The organism is Mucilaginibacter yixingensis (genome assembly GCF_041080815.1).
Taxonomy (GTDB): Bacteria; Bacteroidota; Bacteroidia; order Sphingobacteriales; family Sphingobacteriaceae; genus Mucilaginibacter; species Mucilaginibacter yixingensis.
On sequence record NZ_CP160205.1, the window covers coordinates 1148421 to 1163738 of the forward strand.

The 15318-nt window shown below is 45.4% G+C and carries 10 protein-coding genes; 6 read left to right on the forward strand and 4 right to left on the reverse strand.

Annotated features, from left to right (window positions below):
• Positions 1–111: 111 nt before the first annotated feature.
• Entirely contained in the window at positions 112–1794 is a 1683-nt protein-coding gene (gene ettA / locus ABZR88_RS04815) for an energy-dependent translational throttle protein EttA (RefSeq protein WP_107831186.1), read from the reverse strand.
• Positions 1795–2366: 572 nt separating this feature from the next.
• Between ettA and ABZR88_RS04820 the strand changes: the two genes are divergently transcribed.
• Positions 2367–4916 (forward strand): ATP-dependent Clp protease ATP-binding subunit, encoded by a 2550-nt coding sequence (locus tag ABZR88_RS04820; RefSeq protein ID WP_107831188.1) that lies wholly within the window; start codon positions 2367–2369, stop codon positions 4914–4916.
• 232 nt (positions 4917–5148) lie between these two features.
• Here the strand turns inward: ABZR88_RS04820 and ABZR88_RS04825 are convergent, their stop codons facing one another.
• The gene (locus ABZR88_RS04825; protein ID WP_107831190.1) at positions 5149–6309 is read right to left on the reverse strand and encodes a carboxypeptidase-like regulatory domain-containing protein; all 1161 of its coding nucleotides are present in this window, start codon (positions 6307–6309) and stop codon (positions 5149–5151) included.
• Between the two features lie 175 nt (positions 6310–6484).
• On the opposite strand from ABZR88_RS04825, the gene ABZR88_RS04830 reads away from it, so the two are divergent.
• On the forward strand, positions 6485–6877 hold the full coding sequence (locus ABZR88_RS04830; RefSeq protein WP_107831192.1) for a hypothetical protein: 393 nt from the start codon (positions 6485–6487) through the stop codon (positions 6875–6877).
• Between the two features lie 62 nt (positions 6878–6939).
• Here ABZR88_RS04830 and ABZR88_RS04835 read toward each other — a convergent pair whose 3' ends face one another.
• Both ABZR88_RS04835 and ABZR88_RS04840 read right to left on the reverse strand, forming a co-directional pair.
• Complete coding sequence (locus ABZR88_RS04835) at positions 6940–7134, reverse strand: hypothetical protein (protein WP_107831194.1); 195 nt, start codon at positions 7132–7134, stop codon at positions 6940–6942.
• Positions 7135–7340: 206 nt separating this feature from the next.
• Entirely contained in the window at positions 7341–7832 is a 492-nt protein-coding gene (locus ABZR88_RS04840) for a YajQ family cyclic di-GMP-binding protein (protein ID WP_107831196.1), read from the reverse strand.
• A gap of 227 nt (positions 7833–8059) precedes the next feature.
• On the opposite strand from ABZR88_RS04840, the gene ppk1 reads away from it, so the two are divergent.
• The 4 genes from ppk1 to ABZR88_RS04860 all read left to right on the forward strand — a co-directional run bounded on the left by ppk1 (position 8060) and on the right by ABZR88_RS04860 (position 15047).
• Positions 8060–10108, forward strand: coding sequence for a polyphosphate kinase 1 (gene ppk1, locus ABZR88_RS04845; protein WP_107831198.1), 2049 nt, complete (start codon positions 8060–8062; stop codon positions 10106–10108).
• A 1-nt stretch (position 10109) separates the two neighbouring features.
• The gene (locus ABZR88_RS04850) at positions 10110–10997 is read left to right on the forward strand and encodes an exopolyphosphatase (protein ID WP_107831200.1); all 888 of its coding nucleotides are present in this window, start codon (positions 10110–10112) and stop codon (positions 10995–10997) included.
• Between the two features lie 269 nt (positions 10998–11266).
• Positions 11267–11833: a UbiX family flavin prenyltransferase gene (locus ABZR88_RS04855; RefSeq protein WP_107831202.1), complete on the forward strand. Its 567-nt coding sequence runs from the start codon at positions 11267–11269 to the stop codon at positions 11831–11833.
• 262 nt (positions 11834–12095) lie between these two features.
• Positions 12096–15047: a TonB-dependent receptor gene (locus ABZR88_RS04860; protein WP_107831204.1), complete on the forward strand. Its 2952-nt coding sequence runs from the start codon at positions 12096–12098 to the stop codon at positions 15045–15047.
• The last annotated feature ends 271 nt before the right edge of the window (positions 15048–15318 follow it).

The following is a 15318-nucleotide window of genomic DNA, read 5'->3' on the forward strand; positions in this document are numbered from 1 at the left end:
AGCCGAGCGACTGCGAGATGGGATAAACAGAAGAGGCGCCATCGGCGCCTCTTCTGTTTATGGGAGGAAAATTTAAATTCGAAATCGAAAATCCCAATTCCGAAATCAAAATTATTCTACCAGCTTTTTATACCTGATGCGGTGCGGTGTAGCGTCGCCCAGGCGTTTTTTGCGGTTTTCTTCGTAATCGCTGTAGTTGCCTTCGAAGAAGTAAACTTGTGAGTTGCCTTCAAAAGCCAGGATGTGGGTACAAATACGATCGAGGAACCAACGGTCGTGACTGATCACTACCGCACAGCCGCCAAAATTTTCCAGTGCTTCTTCCAGCGAGCGGAGGGTGTTTACGTCGATATCGTTGGTAGGCTCATCCAGCAGCAGTACGTTTGATCCTTTTTTGAGGGTGATAGCCAAGTGCACACGGTTACGCTCACCGCCTGATAGTACGTTTACCTTCTTTTGCTGATCTGCACCGTTAAAGTTGAAGCGCGATACATAGGCACGCGAGTTGATAGGGCGGTTGCCTACCATAATATTATCGGTACCGCCGGTAATGTTTTCCCAAACAGATTTATCGGGGTCCAGGTCATCGTGCATCTGGTCAACGTAGCCCAGTGCCACGGTATCACCCACGCGGAAAGTACCTTCATCAGCGTGTTCCTGACCGGTAATCAAACGGAACAAGGTAGTTTTACCGGCACCGTTCGGGCCAATGATGCCCACGATACCTGCCGGTGGCAAGCTGAAGCTCAGGTTTTCGAACAAAATTCTGTCGCCATAAGCTTTGGTTACGTTATTGGCTTCAATTACCACATTGCCCAAACGCGGGCCCGGTGGAATGAACAGCTCCAGTTTTTCTTCTCTTTCGCGTCCGTCCTCAGATGCCAGTTTCTCATAGTTTGACAGACGGGCCTTTGATTTGGCATGACGGGCTTTTGGCGCCATACGCACCCATTCCAGCTCGCGTTCTAGTGTTTTCTGGCGCTTGCTTTCGGTTTTTTCTTCTTGAGCCAGACGTTTAGCTTTCTGGTCCAACCATGATGAGTAATTACCTTTCCATGGAATACCCTCGCCGCGATCCAGCTCCAGTATCCAGCCGGCCACATTGTCAAGGAAGTAACGGTCGTGCGTTACGGCAATAACGGTGCCTTCATATTGTTTCAGGTGCTGCTCCAGCCAGTCGATAGACTCGGCGTCCAGGTGGTTGGTAGGCTCATCCAGCAGTAATACGTCAGGCTGTTGCAGTAGCAGGCGGCACAATGCCACACGGCGGCGTTCACCACCAGAAAGTACAGAGATGCTAGTTTCCGGGTCAGGGCAGCGCAGTGCGTCCATGGCGCGTTCCAGTTTGCTATCCAGTTCCCAGGCGTTCACGGCATCAATCTTATCTTGCAGTTCGCCCTGGCGTGCCATCAGTTTATCCATGGCATCAGGGTCGCTGTAAACTTCTTCCAGGCCAAATTTCTCGTTGATCTCTTCGTACTCTTTCAGGATGGCGGTAATCTCGGCAACGCCTTCTTCTACCACCTCGCGCACGGTTTTGTTAGGATCAAGCTCCGGCTCTTGCGATAGGATGCCTACTGAATAGCCCGGCGAGAAAACAACCTCGCCCTGATAGCTTTTATCCAGCCCGGCAATAATTTTTAACAGCGATGATTTACCTGAACCGTTCAAACCGATAACGCCAATTTTAGCGCCATAGAAAAACGACAGGTATATATTTTTTAAAACTTGTTTTTGCGGCGGGTAAATCTTGTTTACGCCGGCCATAGAGAAAATTATTTTTTCGTCGGCCATGTAGGTTTTTGTATTAGTGGGGCAAAGGTAGGGGATTTGGAGATTAAAATTCAATCCGTAGAGCCACATATTTGTGGCTTCTGAGGGATAGCCCTGTCATTGGTTATCGCCTTGCCTGTCCTCGTGGGAGCCACAAATATGTGGCTCTACGGTTCGTATATGCAGAAAAAAGTCCCCATTAGGGCATCAATACCTCAACTCATCTTTAATCGTCGATCTTTAATCTTTAAACCCCATCCCTGCCCTTATGGCGCAAATAATGACGATTTGTCTGCCGTTTGTCGGTTTTTGGGAGGGCTGGCAACCCCTTTAAACTATTTAAAGTAAATATTATCAAAAGGTTAGGTATTTGATGGCAGATAATTGGTAACTTTATATATGTTACTATTGTTTAACCAGATAAAAAGCCCGTATTTAGGCTGCATTGACGGTATAAACATCATCGGATTGTCTGTTTTAATCATGCCGGGAAACTTGGCAATATTGTTGATAAAAATTACGTAACAGAATGCCCTTATCCAGTAAAACTAATTATTAGATTAGGGCGTTCAATAAATATTGAAAGGTATTATATGGAAGCTAAATTTTCGCCACGGGTAAAAGACGTTATATCATATAGCAGAGAGGAGGCCTTGCGCCTCGGGCATGACTACATTGGTACCGAACACTTATTGCTCGGGCTCATCCGCGATGGCGACGGCGTGGCCATCAAATTACTGAAAGGTTTAAACGTAGATACCGCCCGTCTGCGTCGTGCAGTGGAGGATGCGGTAAAAGGCACCACCGGCACTAACGTGCATATTGGCAGCATTCCGTTAACCAAACAAGCCGAAAAAGTTTTAAAAATTACTTACCTGGAGGCAAAGATTTTTAAGAGCGATGTGATAGGTACAGAGCACCTGCTGCTGTCTATCCTGCGCGATGAAGATAACATAGCTTCGCAGTTATTGCTGCAGTTTAACGTTAACTACGACATCTTTAAACAAGAGGTTGACGCACAACGCAACGGCATAACTGACGAAATGCCTGGTTCATCAACCGGCGGCGATGACGATTTTAAAGAAGAAGAATCATTTAGCCAGCCTAAAAAGGTATCAGACATCAAATCAAAAACTCCGGTGCTGGATAACTTTGGTCGCGATTTGACCAAGGCTGCCGAAGAAGGCCGTCTGGATCCGATTGTTGGCCGTGAGAAAGAGATTGAGCGCGTGTCGCAAATCCTGTCTCGTCGTAAAAAGAACAACCCTATCCTGATTGGCGAGCCGGGTGTTGGTAAAAGTGCCATTGCCGAAGGTTTGGCCCTGCGCATTGTGCAACGTAAAGTGAGCCGCGTTTTGTTTAACAAGCGCGTGGTTACTTTAGATCTGGCCAGCCTGGTTGCCGGTACCAAATACCGTGGCCAGTTTGAGGAAAGGATGAAAGCTGTGATGAACGAGCTGGAAAAATCGCCAGACGTAATTCTGTTCATCGACGAGATCCATACTATTGTGGGTGCGGGCGGTGCATCAGGTTCGCTTGATGCCTCTAACATGTTCAAACCTGCATTAGCCAGGGGCGAAATCCAATGCATTGGCGCAACTACTTTAGATGAGTATCGTCAGTACATTGAGAAAGATGGCGCTTTGGATCGTCGTTTCCAGAAAGTAATGGTTGAACCTGCTTCGCCAGAAGAAACCATCGAGATACTGAATCGTATTAAAGAGAAATATGAAGAGCACCATGGCGTAACTTATACACCAGAGGCTATTAATGCCTGCGTAACCTTAACCACCCGTTACATTACCGACAGGTTTTTACCGGACAAGGCGATTGATGCGCTGGACGAATCAGGCTCTCGCGTTCACTTAACCAATATCCACGTACCGCAAGATATTCTGGATATTGAGCAGAAGATTGAACAGATCAAAATTGAGAAAAACAAAGTGGTGCGCAGCCAGAAGTATGAAGAAGCTGCTAAACTGCGCGACACCGAGAAACATTTGCTGGAAGAGCTGGAACAAGCCAAAGCGGTTTGGGAAGCAGAAACCAAGAGCAAACGTTACACTGTAACTGAAGACAATGTTGCCGAAGTGGTGGCCATGATGACCGGTATCCCGGTACAGAAAGTAGGCCAGGCTGATAGCCAGAAACTGCTGCACATGTCTGAAAATATCCAGGGTAAAATCATCGGTCAGGAGGATGCGATCAAGAAATTGACCAAAGCCATCCAACGTACCCGTGCCGGTTTGAAAGATCCTAAAAAGCCAATCGGCTCGTTTATCTTCCTTGGTCCAACCGGGGTTGGTAAAACAGAACTGGCAAAAGAACTGGCCCGCTTTATGTTTGACAGCGAAGATGCGCTGATTCAGATTGACATGAGCGAGTATATGGAAAAATTTGCGGTATCGCGCCTGGTTGGTGCGCCTCCGGGCTACGTTGGTTACGAAGAAGGTGGCCAGCTGACCGAAAAGGTTCGCCGTAAACCATACGCTGTAGTATTGCTGGACGAGATTGAGAAAGCTCACCCTGATGTGTTTAACATCCTGTTACAGGTGCTGGACGAAGGTCAGCTGACTGACTCGTTAGGTCGCAAGGTTGACTTTCGCAATGCCATCATCATCATGACCTCTAACATTGGCGCACGCCAGTTGAAAGATTTCGGTCAGGGTGTAGGTTTCAGTACCTCGGCTAAAAATACTCAGGCTGATGCACACTCTCGTGGCGTGATTGAAAACGCGCTGAAACGTGCTTTCGCTCCTGAGTTCCTGAACCGTATTGATGATGTGATTGTGTTTAACTCGCTGAGCAAAGAAGATATCTTCAAAATTATCGATATCGAGCTTTCAGCACTGTTTGGCCGTGTTAATACGTTGGGCTACAAAATTGAGCTTACCCTCAATGCCAAAGAGTTTATTGCCGAGAAAGGTTATGACTCACAGTTTGGTGCCCGTCCGCTGAAACGCGCTATTCAGAAATACCTCGAAGATCCGATTGCTGAGGAAATTCTGAAAGGCGAACTGGTTGAAGGTGATACCATGGAGGTAGACTATGACAAGGAAACCAGCGAGATCAAGATCAACGTAAAATCATCAGGCGAGAGCGCGGTAAGCGATACCAAGCCTAATGACGGTCCGTTGAACTAACAACAGAAAAGAGGTTAGTTTTAATATAATGAAACGCGCCCCGGTAAAAACCGGGGCGCGTTTTTTTGTGGAATCAGTATTTTTCGGGAGGTATTGATCTTTAAAGGCTCTCAAGAGAGCTTCCCCGTTTAGGATTTTCAGGATTTGATTTAGTTGCTAATCAAGGATTCAAGAATGGCTGGCGATTCTTTTTTTCGCTATAAATGGCAAGCTATAAATCTTATAAATCCGTTCAATCCTGGCTTCTCGGATCATAATCAAAAGGCAGCATATTAGCCACACGCTGCTCGCCCCAGTAGCCTTCGTTTACTACGCTGGTGGGGTTGATAATAACGCCGTTATCATCAAAATAAGATGGTTTGCTAAAGGCGAGCGTGGTGCTGCGGTCGCTGTCTTTATTGTAGCTGATCATCAGCAGGTCTTTACAATTAAACTGATAAACGCCGGGCATGGTGGTATGCTTGTAATATTCGTTAAGAACGAGCGGCATTTTTACCAATTCATCCTTATAAAGCGGCAAATCTCTCTTGTTAATCCAGTAGCGCATGGAATCAGTAAGCGTTACATAAACATTGTTACGTCCGGGAGGAAAGAGCTGCTTCAGTCTAGCCTTGATCAGGCTGTCGGGCGGGCGCTCATCATTAGGGCGGCGAATAATGCGTCGCACAGTAAATTTTTCATCATCAACCTTATTACTGATGCAAGACCGCAGGAAATGCATGTTAGAGCCTGTATAGGCTTTTAGACGAGCTTTTTTCCACCGTTTCTCATCACTTTCGCTGCCGTGCATAGGCTCAAAGTGTAAGCTGCCTTCGTAATATAGCTGTTGGGTTTTATAGTTAAGGGTGAATTTACTGATCTGGTAGTGGAGGGTGTAGCCCAGCGCTTTATTGTCTATATCTAAAAAGTTATCGGTACTGGCGTTCAGAATATTCTTTTTCTTGTCAAAATCAAGGTCAAGTATTTCCGGGTTTTTTATTTTGCATTGCCTGGCGTTATCAGTGCTGCCCAGAAAATCTTTTATAAACATACCTAGGTGCCTATCGCGGTCCGGGTCATATTTAACGCTCACCTCTTTTAGCGCTGTTACTTTTGGCATGAGCTTAATATCACCGGTATTGATAGCCAGATCATTAAACTGAATAGCCTGACGATGGCTCTCAAAACCAACACAGGAAACCGTAATGTTGTACTGCCCGTTCCTAACGTTGTTGAGCACAAAGGTGCCGTCATCGCCAGTGCTGATACCTACGATGGTATTATCCAAAAAAACGGTTGCTCCGGCTACAGGTTTATCGTTTGCCATATTTAATACCCTGCCGCTGATGGCCTGCGATTGTGCCAGGGCTAATGCCGGTAAAAATAAGATGAAGAATGTGATTAGGTTGCGCATACATAAATATAGGCACGCGCGCTGTTTCTTTTCAATAAACAAAACTAAATCCTGCCTCAAAAGTTAGATTTAAAATAATGAGACTGGTTTTCAGTTTAAAGTAAAATAGACGTAACAGATCGGTTAAACTTTTGATCCGAAAAACACTCTATAAGCAAAAGCAAACATAACAACTATGAAAAAAACATTGACCATCCTGATCGCTTTCATCGCCATCATTACAACATCGTGTACCAAAAAATATGAGGTTACACCCAATCAAACCATCCTGACTACAGTGCCACCCAACGCATGGAAAACAACAGACGGCGGCAAGACTTATTCTGCCACTGTTAACATGCCAGAGATTGACGGCTATTTCAATCAGAACGGAGCTGTGCTGGTTTATGGTAACTTTGGTAATAACACCTGGGAGCAGTTTCCTGAGGTTTATCAGGGTGTGGCGTATAGCTTTTCGCACACCATAGGGTCATTAGAGATTGATATCCAAAACTCAAATGGTACCAGCACCATTACGGCGCCAACAGCCGCGTTTGGTTTGAAGGTGGTTTTGGTAGATTCTCAGTAACCGGCAAACACGTTAAAGCAAAGGGGCAGGTAAGATATTACCTGCCCCTTTGCTTTATAGAATTAATCCTCGCGGCGGGAGGTTTCTGGTTGATGGATGTGTTCGAGTACGCCATATTCATTAACGGCATATTCAGAAAGTTCAATATCCGTGTGTTTGATAACAACTACAGCTTTTTTCTTTGGTTTGATGGATGCGAACAGGGGGGCAATCAGTAAGGCAAGTAGCCCTGAAATTTCAATAAATACAAGTTTCATTACGGCAGAATTAAAATGAGTACCAGATTTGGTTTTAATTGAGCTTGCTGTGGTGCACGGCTATACAGGGCCGCATTTAGCAGATAGAAATGAAACGATTGCTGCAAATATAAAGCATTTTTATACACGCATAAAAAAAGAGCGGCAAAGTTTTTAACACTTTGCCGCTCTCTTATCTTTTGAGGTTGATGCCTGCTAAAATGGTATCAGGCGCGCATGTTAATGTATTGCAGTGGTTGGCCAAAATCGTCTTTACGGCACACGGCTATCACGGCCTGCAGATCATCAATCTTTTTGCCTTGTACACGCACCTGGTCGTCCATAATAGATGCCTGTACTTTCAGTCCGCTGTCTTTAATGGCTTTAACTATCTTTTTGGCAACTTCTTTATCAATACCTTCTTTCACTTTGATCTCTTTACGGATCATGTTGCCCGATGCATAGTGCTCTTTGCCAAAGTCAAGCGCGTTGGCATCCAGGCCTTGCTTAACCATACGGCTGATGATAGAATCGGTAATGGCTTTAAGGCGCATATCGTTTTCAGTCACGATGGTCAGCTCGTTGGTTTTTTTATCCAGGTCAACCGTGCTTTTTGAGTCGTTAAAATCAAAACGGTTCAGTATTTCTTTCTTGGCGTTGTTGATGGCATTGTCCAGCGTTTGGCCGTCAATTTTACTTACAATATCAAATGAGGGCATAATTTCAGGTTTTGTGTGTTTGCAAAGGTAGTTGATTAAGTTGGATTATGTGAATAGTTGATTAAGTGAGTAGTTACAGATTCAATTGATCAAAATAATGTCAACTACTCACTTCAATCAACACAATCAACCACTCACAAATGTTAAAGAAACCATTAACTTAATATTATCTTAACAAATAAATTGGCAGTTTTGTCCATGGGCATTGCGCCCGATACTTTTCGTCTATGCCTCATCAACGCTTACCTCTAATTAACAGGGAGATTAGTTGGCTCTATTTTAATGACCGTGTGCTGCAGGAAGCGGCCGACCCCACTGTGCCTTTAATTGACCGTGTGCGTTTCCTGGCCATCTTCTCATCAAACCTGGATGAGTTTTACCGTGTGCGTGTGGCTACGCTGAGCCGTTTAGCCAACTTGAACGAGAAGGCTAAAGAGGTACTGGGCTATAATCCTAAAAAGCTGCTGACGCAGATTAAATCGCTGGTGGTAAAGCAGGAGCAGAAGTTTAATAACCTGTATGAGAATATTATTGTTAAGCAACTGGCCGAAGAGAAGATATTTTTGCTGAATGACAAGCAGTTGAACGTTACCCGTGGTGTGTTTGTTAAAAACTACTTCCGCGAGAAACTGCTGGCCACGCTGGTGCCCATTATGCTTGACCCAGCCATGCCGCTGCCCGAACTGCGCGACCGTGCCATTTACTTTTTTGTTAAGCTGACCAAGAACAGAAAGAGCAAACTGGCGCTGATTGAAATTCCAGACAATCTTTCGCGTTTCCTGGTACTGCCTGAGACAAACAACCTGAAGTTCATCATCCTGTTGGATGACATTATACGTTATAACCTCGAAGATATCTTCTTCATTTTTGATCATGATGCCATTGAGGCCTACTCTGTACAGCTTACCCGCGATGCAGAGCTTGACCTGGATCAGCAGGTGAGCGAGAAGTTTATTGATACCCTGGCCAAGAGCTTGCAAAAGCGCAAAAAAGGTAAGCCCATGCGTTTGCAATATGACGCCGAGATGCCGGAGGATATGGTGCAATATATGGTAGGCAAAATGGGCTTGAATAAAGAAAGCCTGATTGCCAGCAGCCGTTACCAGAACTTTAAAGATTTTATCAAATTCCCCAACGTCGGTCGCCCGGAGTTGGAGTATACCCGTTATCCTGCTTTACCGGTAGACGATTTGTCGTTCGGCAAAAGCTTGATGAATACCATTGCCAAGAAGGACTGCCTGATCAGCACGCCATATCAGTCGTTTGATTATGTGATCCACTTTTTGCGCGAAGCAGCCATCGATCCAAAAGTAAAAGAGATCAGCATTTCAGTTTATCGCCTGGCCGAAAACTCAAGGGTAGTGCACGCGTTGATTAATGCTGCCCGTAACGGTAAAAAGGTGAATTGCCTGGTAGAGCTGCGTGCCCGTTTTGATGAGCAGAATAACATTTTCTGGAGTAACCGCATGGAAGAGGGTGGTGTACGGGTAATTTACGGTATTCCCGGTTACAAGGTACACTCAAAAATATGCCTGGTTACCCGGGTAGAGAAAGGTAAGCATGTGCATTATGCGGCCCTCTCAACCGGTAACTTTAACGAGAAAACGGCCCAGATTTATGCCGATCATACCCTGCTTACCCGTAGCCGCCGTTTAACCGGCGACTTGGTGAACGTGTTTAAATCACTGAACCGTGGGATGTTGCCACGCGGGTTGAAGCACCTGATTGTATCGCCTATTGATTCTCGCCCTGCCTTGTATAAATTGATCGATAACGAGATGAAGAATGCCAAGGAAGGTAAAGAAGCCTACATGGTGTTAAAAATGAATAGTTTGGCTGATGAAGAGATGATTGCTAAACTATACCAGGCCAGTAATGCAGGTGTAAAAATTGAATTGATTGTGCGCGGCATGTGTTGCCTGGTGCCCGGGGTGAAAGATTATAGCGAGAACATCACCGTTATTAGCATTGTAGATAAATACCTGGAGCATGCCCGTGTGCTGATTTTCTGTAACGACGGTGATGAGTTGATCTATCTTACCTCTGCCGATTACATGACCCGTAATATTGATAATAGGGTAGAAGTTGGTTTCCCGATCTATGATCCTGATCTGAAAAAAGAGATTCGCGAGATTATCGACATTCAGTTGATGGATAATACCAAGGCGCGCGAGATTAACGCCAGCAACAACAACAAATACCACAAAACCGATTCGGACACGCCGAACCGGTCGCAGATAGATATTTACAATTACCTCAAATACAAAAACAAATAAATTGAGATACGCAGCGATAGATATTGGCTCGAATGCTGTCAGGCTGTTGATAGCTGATATTAAAGAAACCAACGGAACCGTAACCTTTAAAAAGAATACGCTGGTGCGCGTACCTCTGCGCCTGGGTGATGATGCCTTTTTAAACCAGCATATATCAGAGCGCAAAGCTGCCGATCTGGTAAAAACCATGTCGGCCTTTAAAAACCTGATGGATGTTTATCGGGTGAATGATTATATGGCCTGCGCCACATCGGCCATGCGCGAGGCCCAAAATGGGCAGGATATTGTGCGCACCATTAAAACTGAGGCAGATATTAACCTGGAGATTGTTCGTGGCGAAACCGAGGCTAACATTATTTACTCCAGCCACGTAGAGCAAAATATTGATAAAAGCAAAAGCTATCTTTATGTAGACGTTGGCGGCGGCAGCACCGAGCTTTCGTTATTTTCTGAGGGCGAGCTGGTGGCGTCACAATCATTTAACATCGGTACCATACGTATTCTGGATAACCAGGATAAGGACGAGACCTGGGAGGAGATGAAAGAGTTTTTGCGCATCCACACACGCAGGTTTAAAACCCTTTCTGGCATTGGTACAGGCGGCAATATTAACAAATTGTATCGTTTGGCCGAGGAGAAAGAAGGCGCACCAATGTCATTCACCAAACTGAAAAGTTTATACAGCTACCTTAACTCATTTTCGTTAAAAGAACGCATTAACGTGCTGGGGCTCAATCAGGATCGTGCTGACGTAATTATCCCGGCATGCGAAATTTACCTGAGTGTTTTGAAGTGGGCAGGCATCAAAAGCATTTATGTGCCAAGCGTAGGTATGGTAGACGGAATTATCCAGACGCTGATAGAAAAGAACTTTTCAGCCGGTAATTAAAAATTTCGTAAAATTCTTGTTAAAAAACAAAACACTTTTATTACATTTGTAATGCCCTCTCATAGGGTATGTTTTTCATAGGTAGATGTAGGGTCGAGTACGAAAGTAATCGACCCTTTTTTGTGCTTTGGGGTTTCGCTTTCATCATCGTTATCTGCGCTATGTTTTGGTTAATAACGGCATAATTTAACATCTGGTACATATTCAGGCTTGAAATTTATTCTTTAGCTAAAGTTTTACTGTTTACTTTTAACTTTTTAATTCTCACTATGGGCAGAAAAATTGTTATAGCCATTACCGGCGCCAGCGGTTCTATTTACGCCAAGCTACTATTACAGCAACTGAGTCAAATGCAAAACCAGGTGGCAGAAGTAGCGGTGGTAATGAGTGACAATGCCCGTACCGTTTGGCAATATGAGCTGGGTGATGATACCTACAACCAGCTACCTTTTAAATTTTACGCCAAGAGCGACTTTATGGCGCCCTTTGCCTCTGGCTCGGCACGTTTTGATACCATGGTGGTGGTTCCTTGTTCTATGGGCACCATGGGCCGCATAGCCGCCGGCACCAGCGACGACTTGATTACCCGTGCCGCAGACGTGATTTTGAAAGAGCGCCGCAAACTGATTCTGGTAGCACGCGATACGCCTTTTAATCTCATCCACATCCGCAATATGGCCACGGTAACTGAGGCCGGCGGTATCATTTGTCCGGCCATTCCATCATTCTACAGTCTCCCTAAAACCATCGAAGAACTTGCCATGACGGTTGTGAACCGGGTAATTAGCCTGATGGGGTTGGAGAATGATAGTTATGAGTGGGGGGGTGAGGGATAGCTGATATAATTCCAGTGGGAAATTTTTCCAGTTTAGTTCGATGGATTTTATTTAAAAGTATTTGATTTTCAATTAGTTAAAAACTAATTGAAAATATTTCTTGTACTCCTTAGCATTTTGTCTACTTTTGTACTACTAAATCGGTAGACATTATATAGAATGAAACAAATTTTTACTTTCCCCATGTGCTGCTGTTGCTGAATAATGCCCCACAGATCAGTTAACAGATATAATCACAATTAATACCATACCCTTCTTATTCATGAAAATTTTTAAAAACAATCGTAGTATTGCTTTACTCTTTTTTGTCTTCGCACCACTGTTCAGCTTTGCGCAGTTGAACGGCTCATACATTTTGAGTGGTAAAATTGTGGACGATAAGCAAGAAGCTATTATAGGTGCTACCATTGCCATTAAAGGCACCACCCATGGTACCAGTACAGACACCGCCGGTAAGTTCCATTTAACTACCAGCGCTAAATTGCCTTACACGTTGGTGTTCTCGGCAGTAGGTTACCAAACACAAGAGTTTTTGATTAAAAACACTACAGATCCGCTTAATATCCGCCTTTCTCAGCAATCACTGTTGATCAATGAGGTAGTAGTTACCGCATCGCGCAGGGAAGAAAAGCTGATGAAATCGCCGGTAGCTATTGAGAAGCTGGATATCCGCTCATTGAAGCAATCGCCTGGTCCAAGCTTTTATGATGCTTTGGAGAATGTAAAAGGCGTGCAAATGACCACCACCAGCTTAACGCTTAAAGTGCCAAACACCCGTGGTTTTAACAGCCCGAACAACTTCCGTTTTATGCAGTTGACTGATGGGGTAGATATGCAGTCGGCCACATTAGGTGTGCCACTGGGTAATGCTATTGGTCCGACTGAATTGGACGTTGCCAGTATAGAGATTACTCCGGGAGCTGCGGCCGCCCTTTACGGCACCAACGCACTGAACGGCCTGGCCAACTTAACTACTAAAGATCCATTTAAATATCAGGGATTAAGCTTTTACCACCGCACAGGTGCCAACCACGTAGATGGTATTGGTGTGCGCCCGAGCATTATTACAGAGGATGCCTTCCGTTATGCCAAGGCGTTCAATGATAAATTTGCCTTCAAAGTAAACTTTAGCTACATGCAGGGACAGGATTGGCAGTCTAACACCATTGCCGACCAAAATCCGCAGAACCTGAAAACCGCTAACCCGGCTTATCCTGAACTGACAGGTGCAGCCAACGCAGCTTACGACGGCTGGAACAAATATGGCGATGACGCCCTGGCCGGCAGTAACACTGTAGTAATTAAAGGCATCACTGTTAACGGCGTTGCCCGCCCTAACCTGTTGGTGGCCCGTACTGGCTACAACGAGGTTGACCTGGTTGACCCTAAAGTAGCCAACCTTAAATTTGACGGTACTTTCTCTTACAAACTTAACCCTACAACTACACTTTCTTACGCATACCGCTACGGCCGTATGGATGGCGTTTTTCAACGCGGTAACAAAATATCGTTGAACGGCGCTACCGTGCAGAATCACAAACTGGAGTTGGTGGGCAAAACCTTCCAGGTACGTGCGTATGAGTCTATTGAAAACACCGGTAACTCTTACAACGTAAAGCCACTGGCAGATAACCTGGATTTGAACCACGCCAGCAACTCGGCCTGGGGTACGCTTTACAAAAACGCGCTGGATGCCTACGCTTCATCACACGGTGGTTTAACGTCGGCTAACCTGGCTGCAGCAACTATTGCTGCGCGTACTGCGGCTGATGCGGGTAGGGTAGAACCGGGTACTGCTGCGTTTAACGATTTGAAAAAGACGATCATCGGTATCAATAACTGGGATATCAAATCGGCCCAGATTCCTGATGCTCCGGTAACCGGTGGTGCAGCTTTGATCCAAAGAAGCCACATGTACAATGCCGAGGCGCAGTGGGACCTGACCAGCAAAGTGAAAATATTTGACCTGTTGGTAGGGGCCGATACGCGCATCTATCAGATCATCCCTGACGGTAATAACTTTGTAGACTTTAGCCGCCCGATTGCTGATCGTAATAAGGAGTTGCCTGACGGTACTTTTGGTAAAGATGTTTTGTACAAAAAATACGGCGGTTTTGCCCAGGTAACCAAAACTTTCTTTGACGAAAAACTGAAACTGTTCGGTTCTATCCGCGGCGATTATAACCCATATTTCGATCCGAAGTTTACCCCGCGTTTGGCAGCTGTATACTCGCCGACCGAGCAGCATAACTTCCGTTTCACCTTCCAGAACGGCTACCGTTTCCCGTCGTTGTTCGAAGCCTTGTCTTATGTTAACAACGGTCGCGTAAAACGTGTGGGTAGCTTGCCATTTATTAATGATGGTTTGGGTTATCTGAACAACAGCTACACCCAAACATCAGTAGCTAACTTTAATGCTGCTGTTAACGCAGCACCGGGTGCGGCCAGCGGTACAGATGCTACAGCACTGGCTAACCGTGGCTTACTGAAAGTAGCTAACCTGCCAGAAGCCCGTCCGGAGCAAATCACATCTTTCGAGGTGGGTTACAAAGGCATCCTGTTTGATAACAAAGTATTTGTTGATATTGATGCCTACACCAACCGTTACAACGGTTTCTTAGGCCAGGTGCAGGTATTTGTGCCAAACGGTACTACCGTGGGTACTGACGCCGCTGTATTATCAATGCTGGATGTTAACCGCGACCCTACAACAGGTTCGGCTAATAACGCTGCCAGCCAGGGCCAGAGCCGCTACCGTGTTTACACTAACGCGCAAAATATTTATAACAACTTTGGTTCATCTGCAGGTGTTAGCTATAACTTTTATAAGCGATATACCGTATCAGGTAACGTGAGCTTTAACAAGATGAAAGCACAAACCTCGTCAGATATTTTTGTGACTGGCTTTAACACACCAGAGTGGACCACCAATTTATCTTTCGGAAACCGTGAGTTTATTAAAAACGTAGGTTTCAACATTGTGTACAAATGGCAGGAGGCTTACCTGTGGGAGAGCCCGCTGGTAACCGGCAAAGTGCCTGCTATCAATACGATCGATGCGCAGGTAACACTTAAAGTGCCTGTGTACAACGCCACCTTTAAATTTGGCGGCTCAGATTTGCTGAACAAACGCTACATCCAGTACGCTGGCGGCCCAACTATCGGCGCCATCTACTACGCGTCTGTAACGCTTGACGGTCTGCTGAGTAAATAACAAAGCACCTTCACCAAACAAATAAGGGGATATAACTATTATTGATTCATCTTTATCCCAAAGGCACGGCGTTCAGCCGTGCCTTTTTTTGTTATAAAGAGGTATGACGGCGGCCAGAGGCCGGGGGATAGTCGTCACTCGCGAAGACGCGAGCGACTGCAATGATGTTATGATTTACGGTATAAATTCTATTAAATGATCTACCCTCTACGCAGTCGCTCGGCTCCAGCCGAGTGACGACTATCCCGCGGCCTCTGGCCGCCGTCATAGG

Bases quoted from the DNA above. Each gene is read 5' to 3' on its own strand.
- ABZR88_RS04840 (WP_107831196.1), bottom strand. From the start codon at position 7,832: ATGCCCTCATTTGATATTGTAAGTAAAATTGACGGCCAAACGCTGGAC.
- ABZR88_RS04855 (WP_107831202.1), top strand. From the start codon at position 11,267: ATGGGCAGAAAAATTGTTATAGCCATTACCGGCGCCAGCGGTTCTATT.
- ABZR88_RS04860 (WP_107831204.1), top strand. From the start codon at position 12,096: ATGAAAATTTTTAAAAACAATCGTAGTATTGCTTTACTCTTTTTTGTC.
- ABZR88_RS04830 (WP_107831192.1), top strand. From the start codon at position 6,485: ATGAAAAAAACATTGACCATCCTGATCGCTTTCATCGCCATCATTACA.
- ABZR88_RS04820 (WP_107831188.1), top strand. From the start codon at position 2,367: ATGGAAGCTAAATTTTCGCCACGGGTAAAAGACGTTATATCATATAGC.
- ABZR88_RS04835 (WP_107831194.1), bottom strand. From the start codon at position 7,134: ATGAAACTTGTATTTATTGAAATTTCAGGGCTACTTGCCTTACTGATT.
- ABZR88_RS04825 (WP_107831190.1), bottom strand. From the start codon at position 6,309: ATGCGCAACCTAATCACATTCTTCATCTTATTTTTACCGGCATTAGCC.
- ettA (WP_107831186.1), bottom strand. From the start codon at position 1,794: ATGGCCGACGAAAAAATAATTTTCTCTATGGCCGGCGTAAACAAGATT.
- ppk1 (WP_107831198.1), top strand. From the start codon at position 8,060: ATGCCTCATCAACGCTTACCTCTAATTAACAGGGAGATTAGTTGGCTC.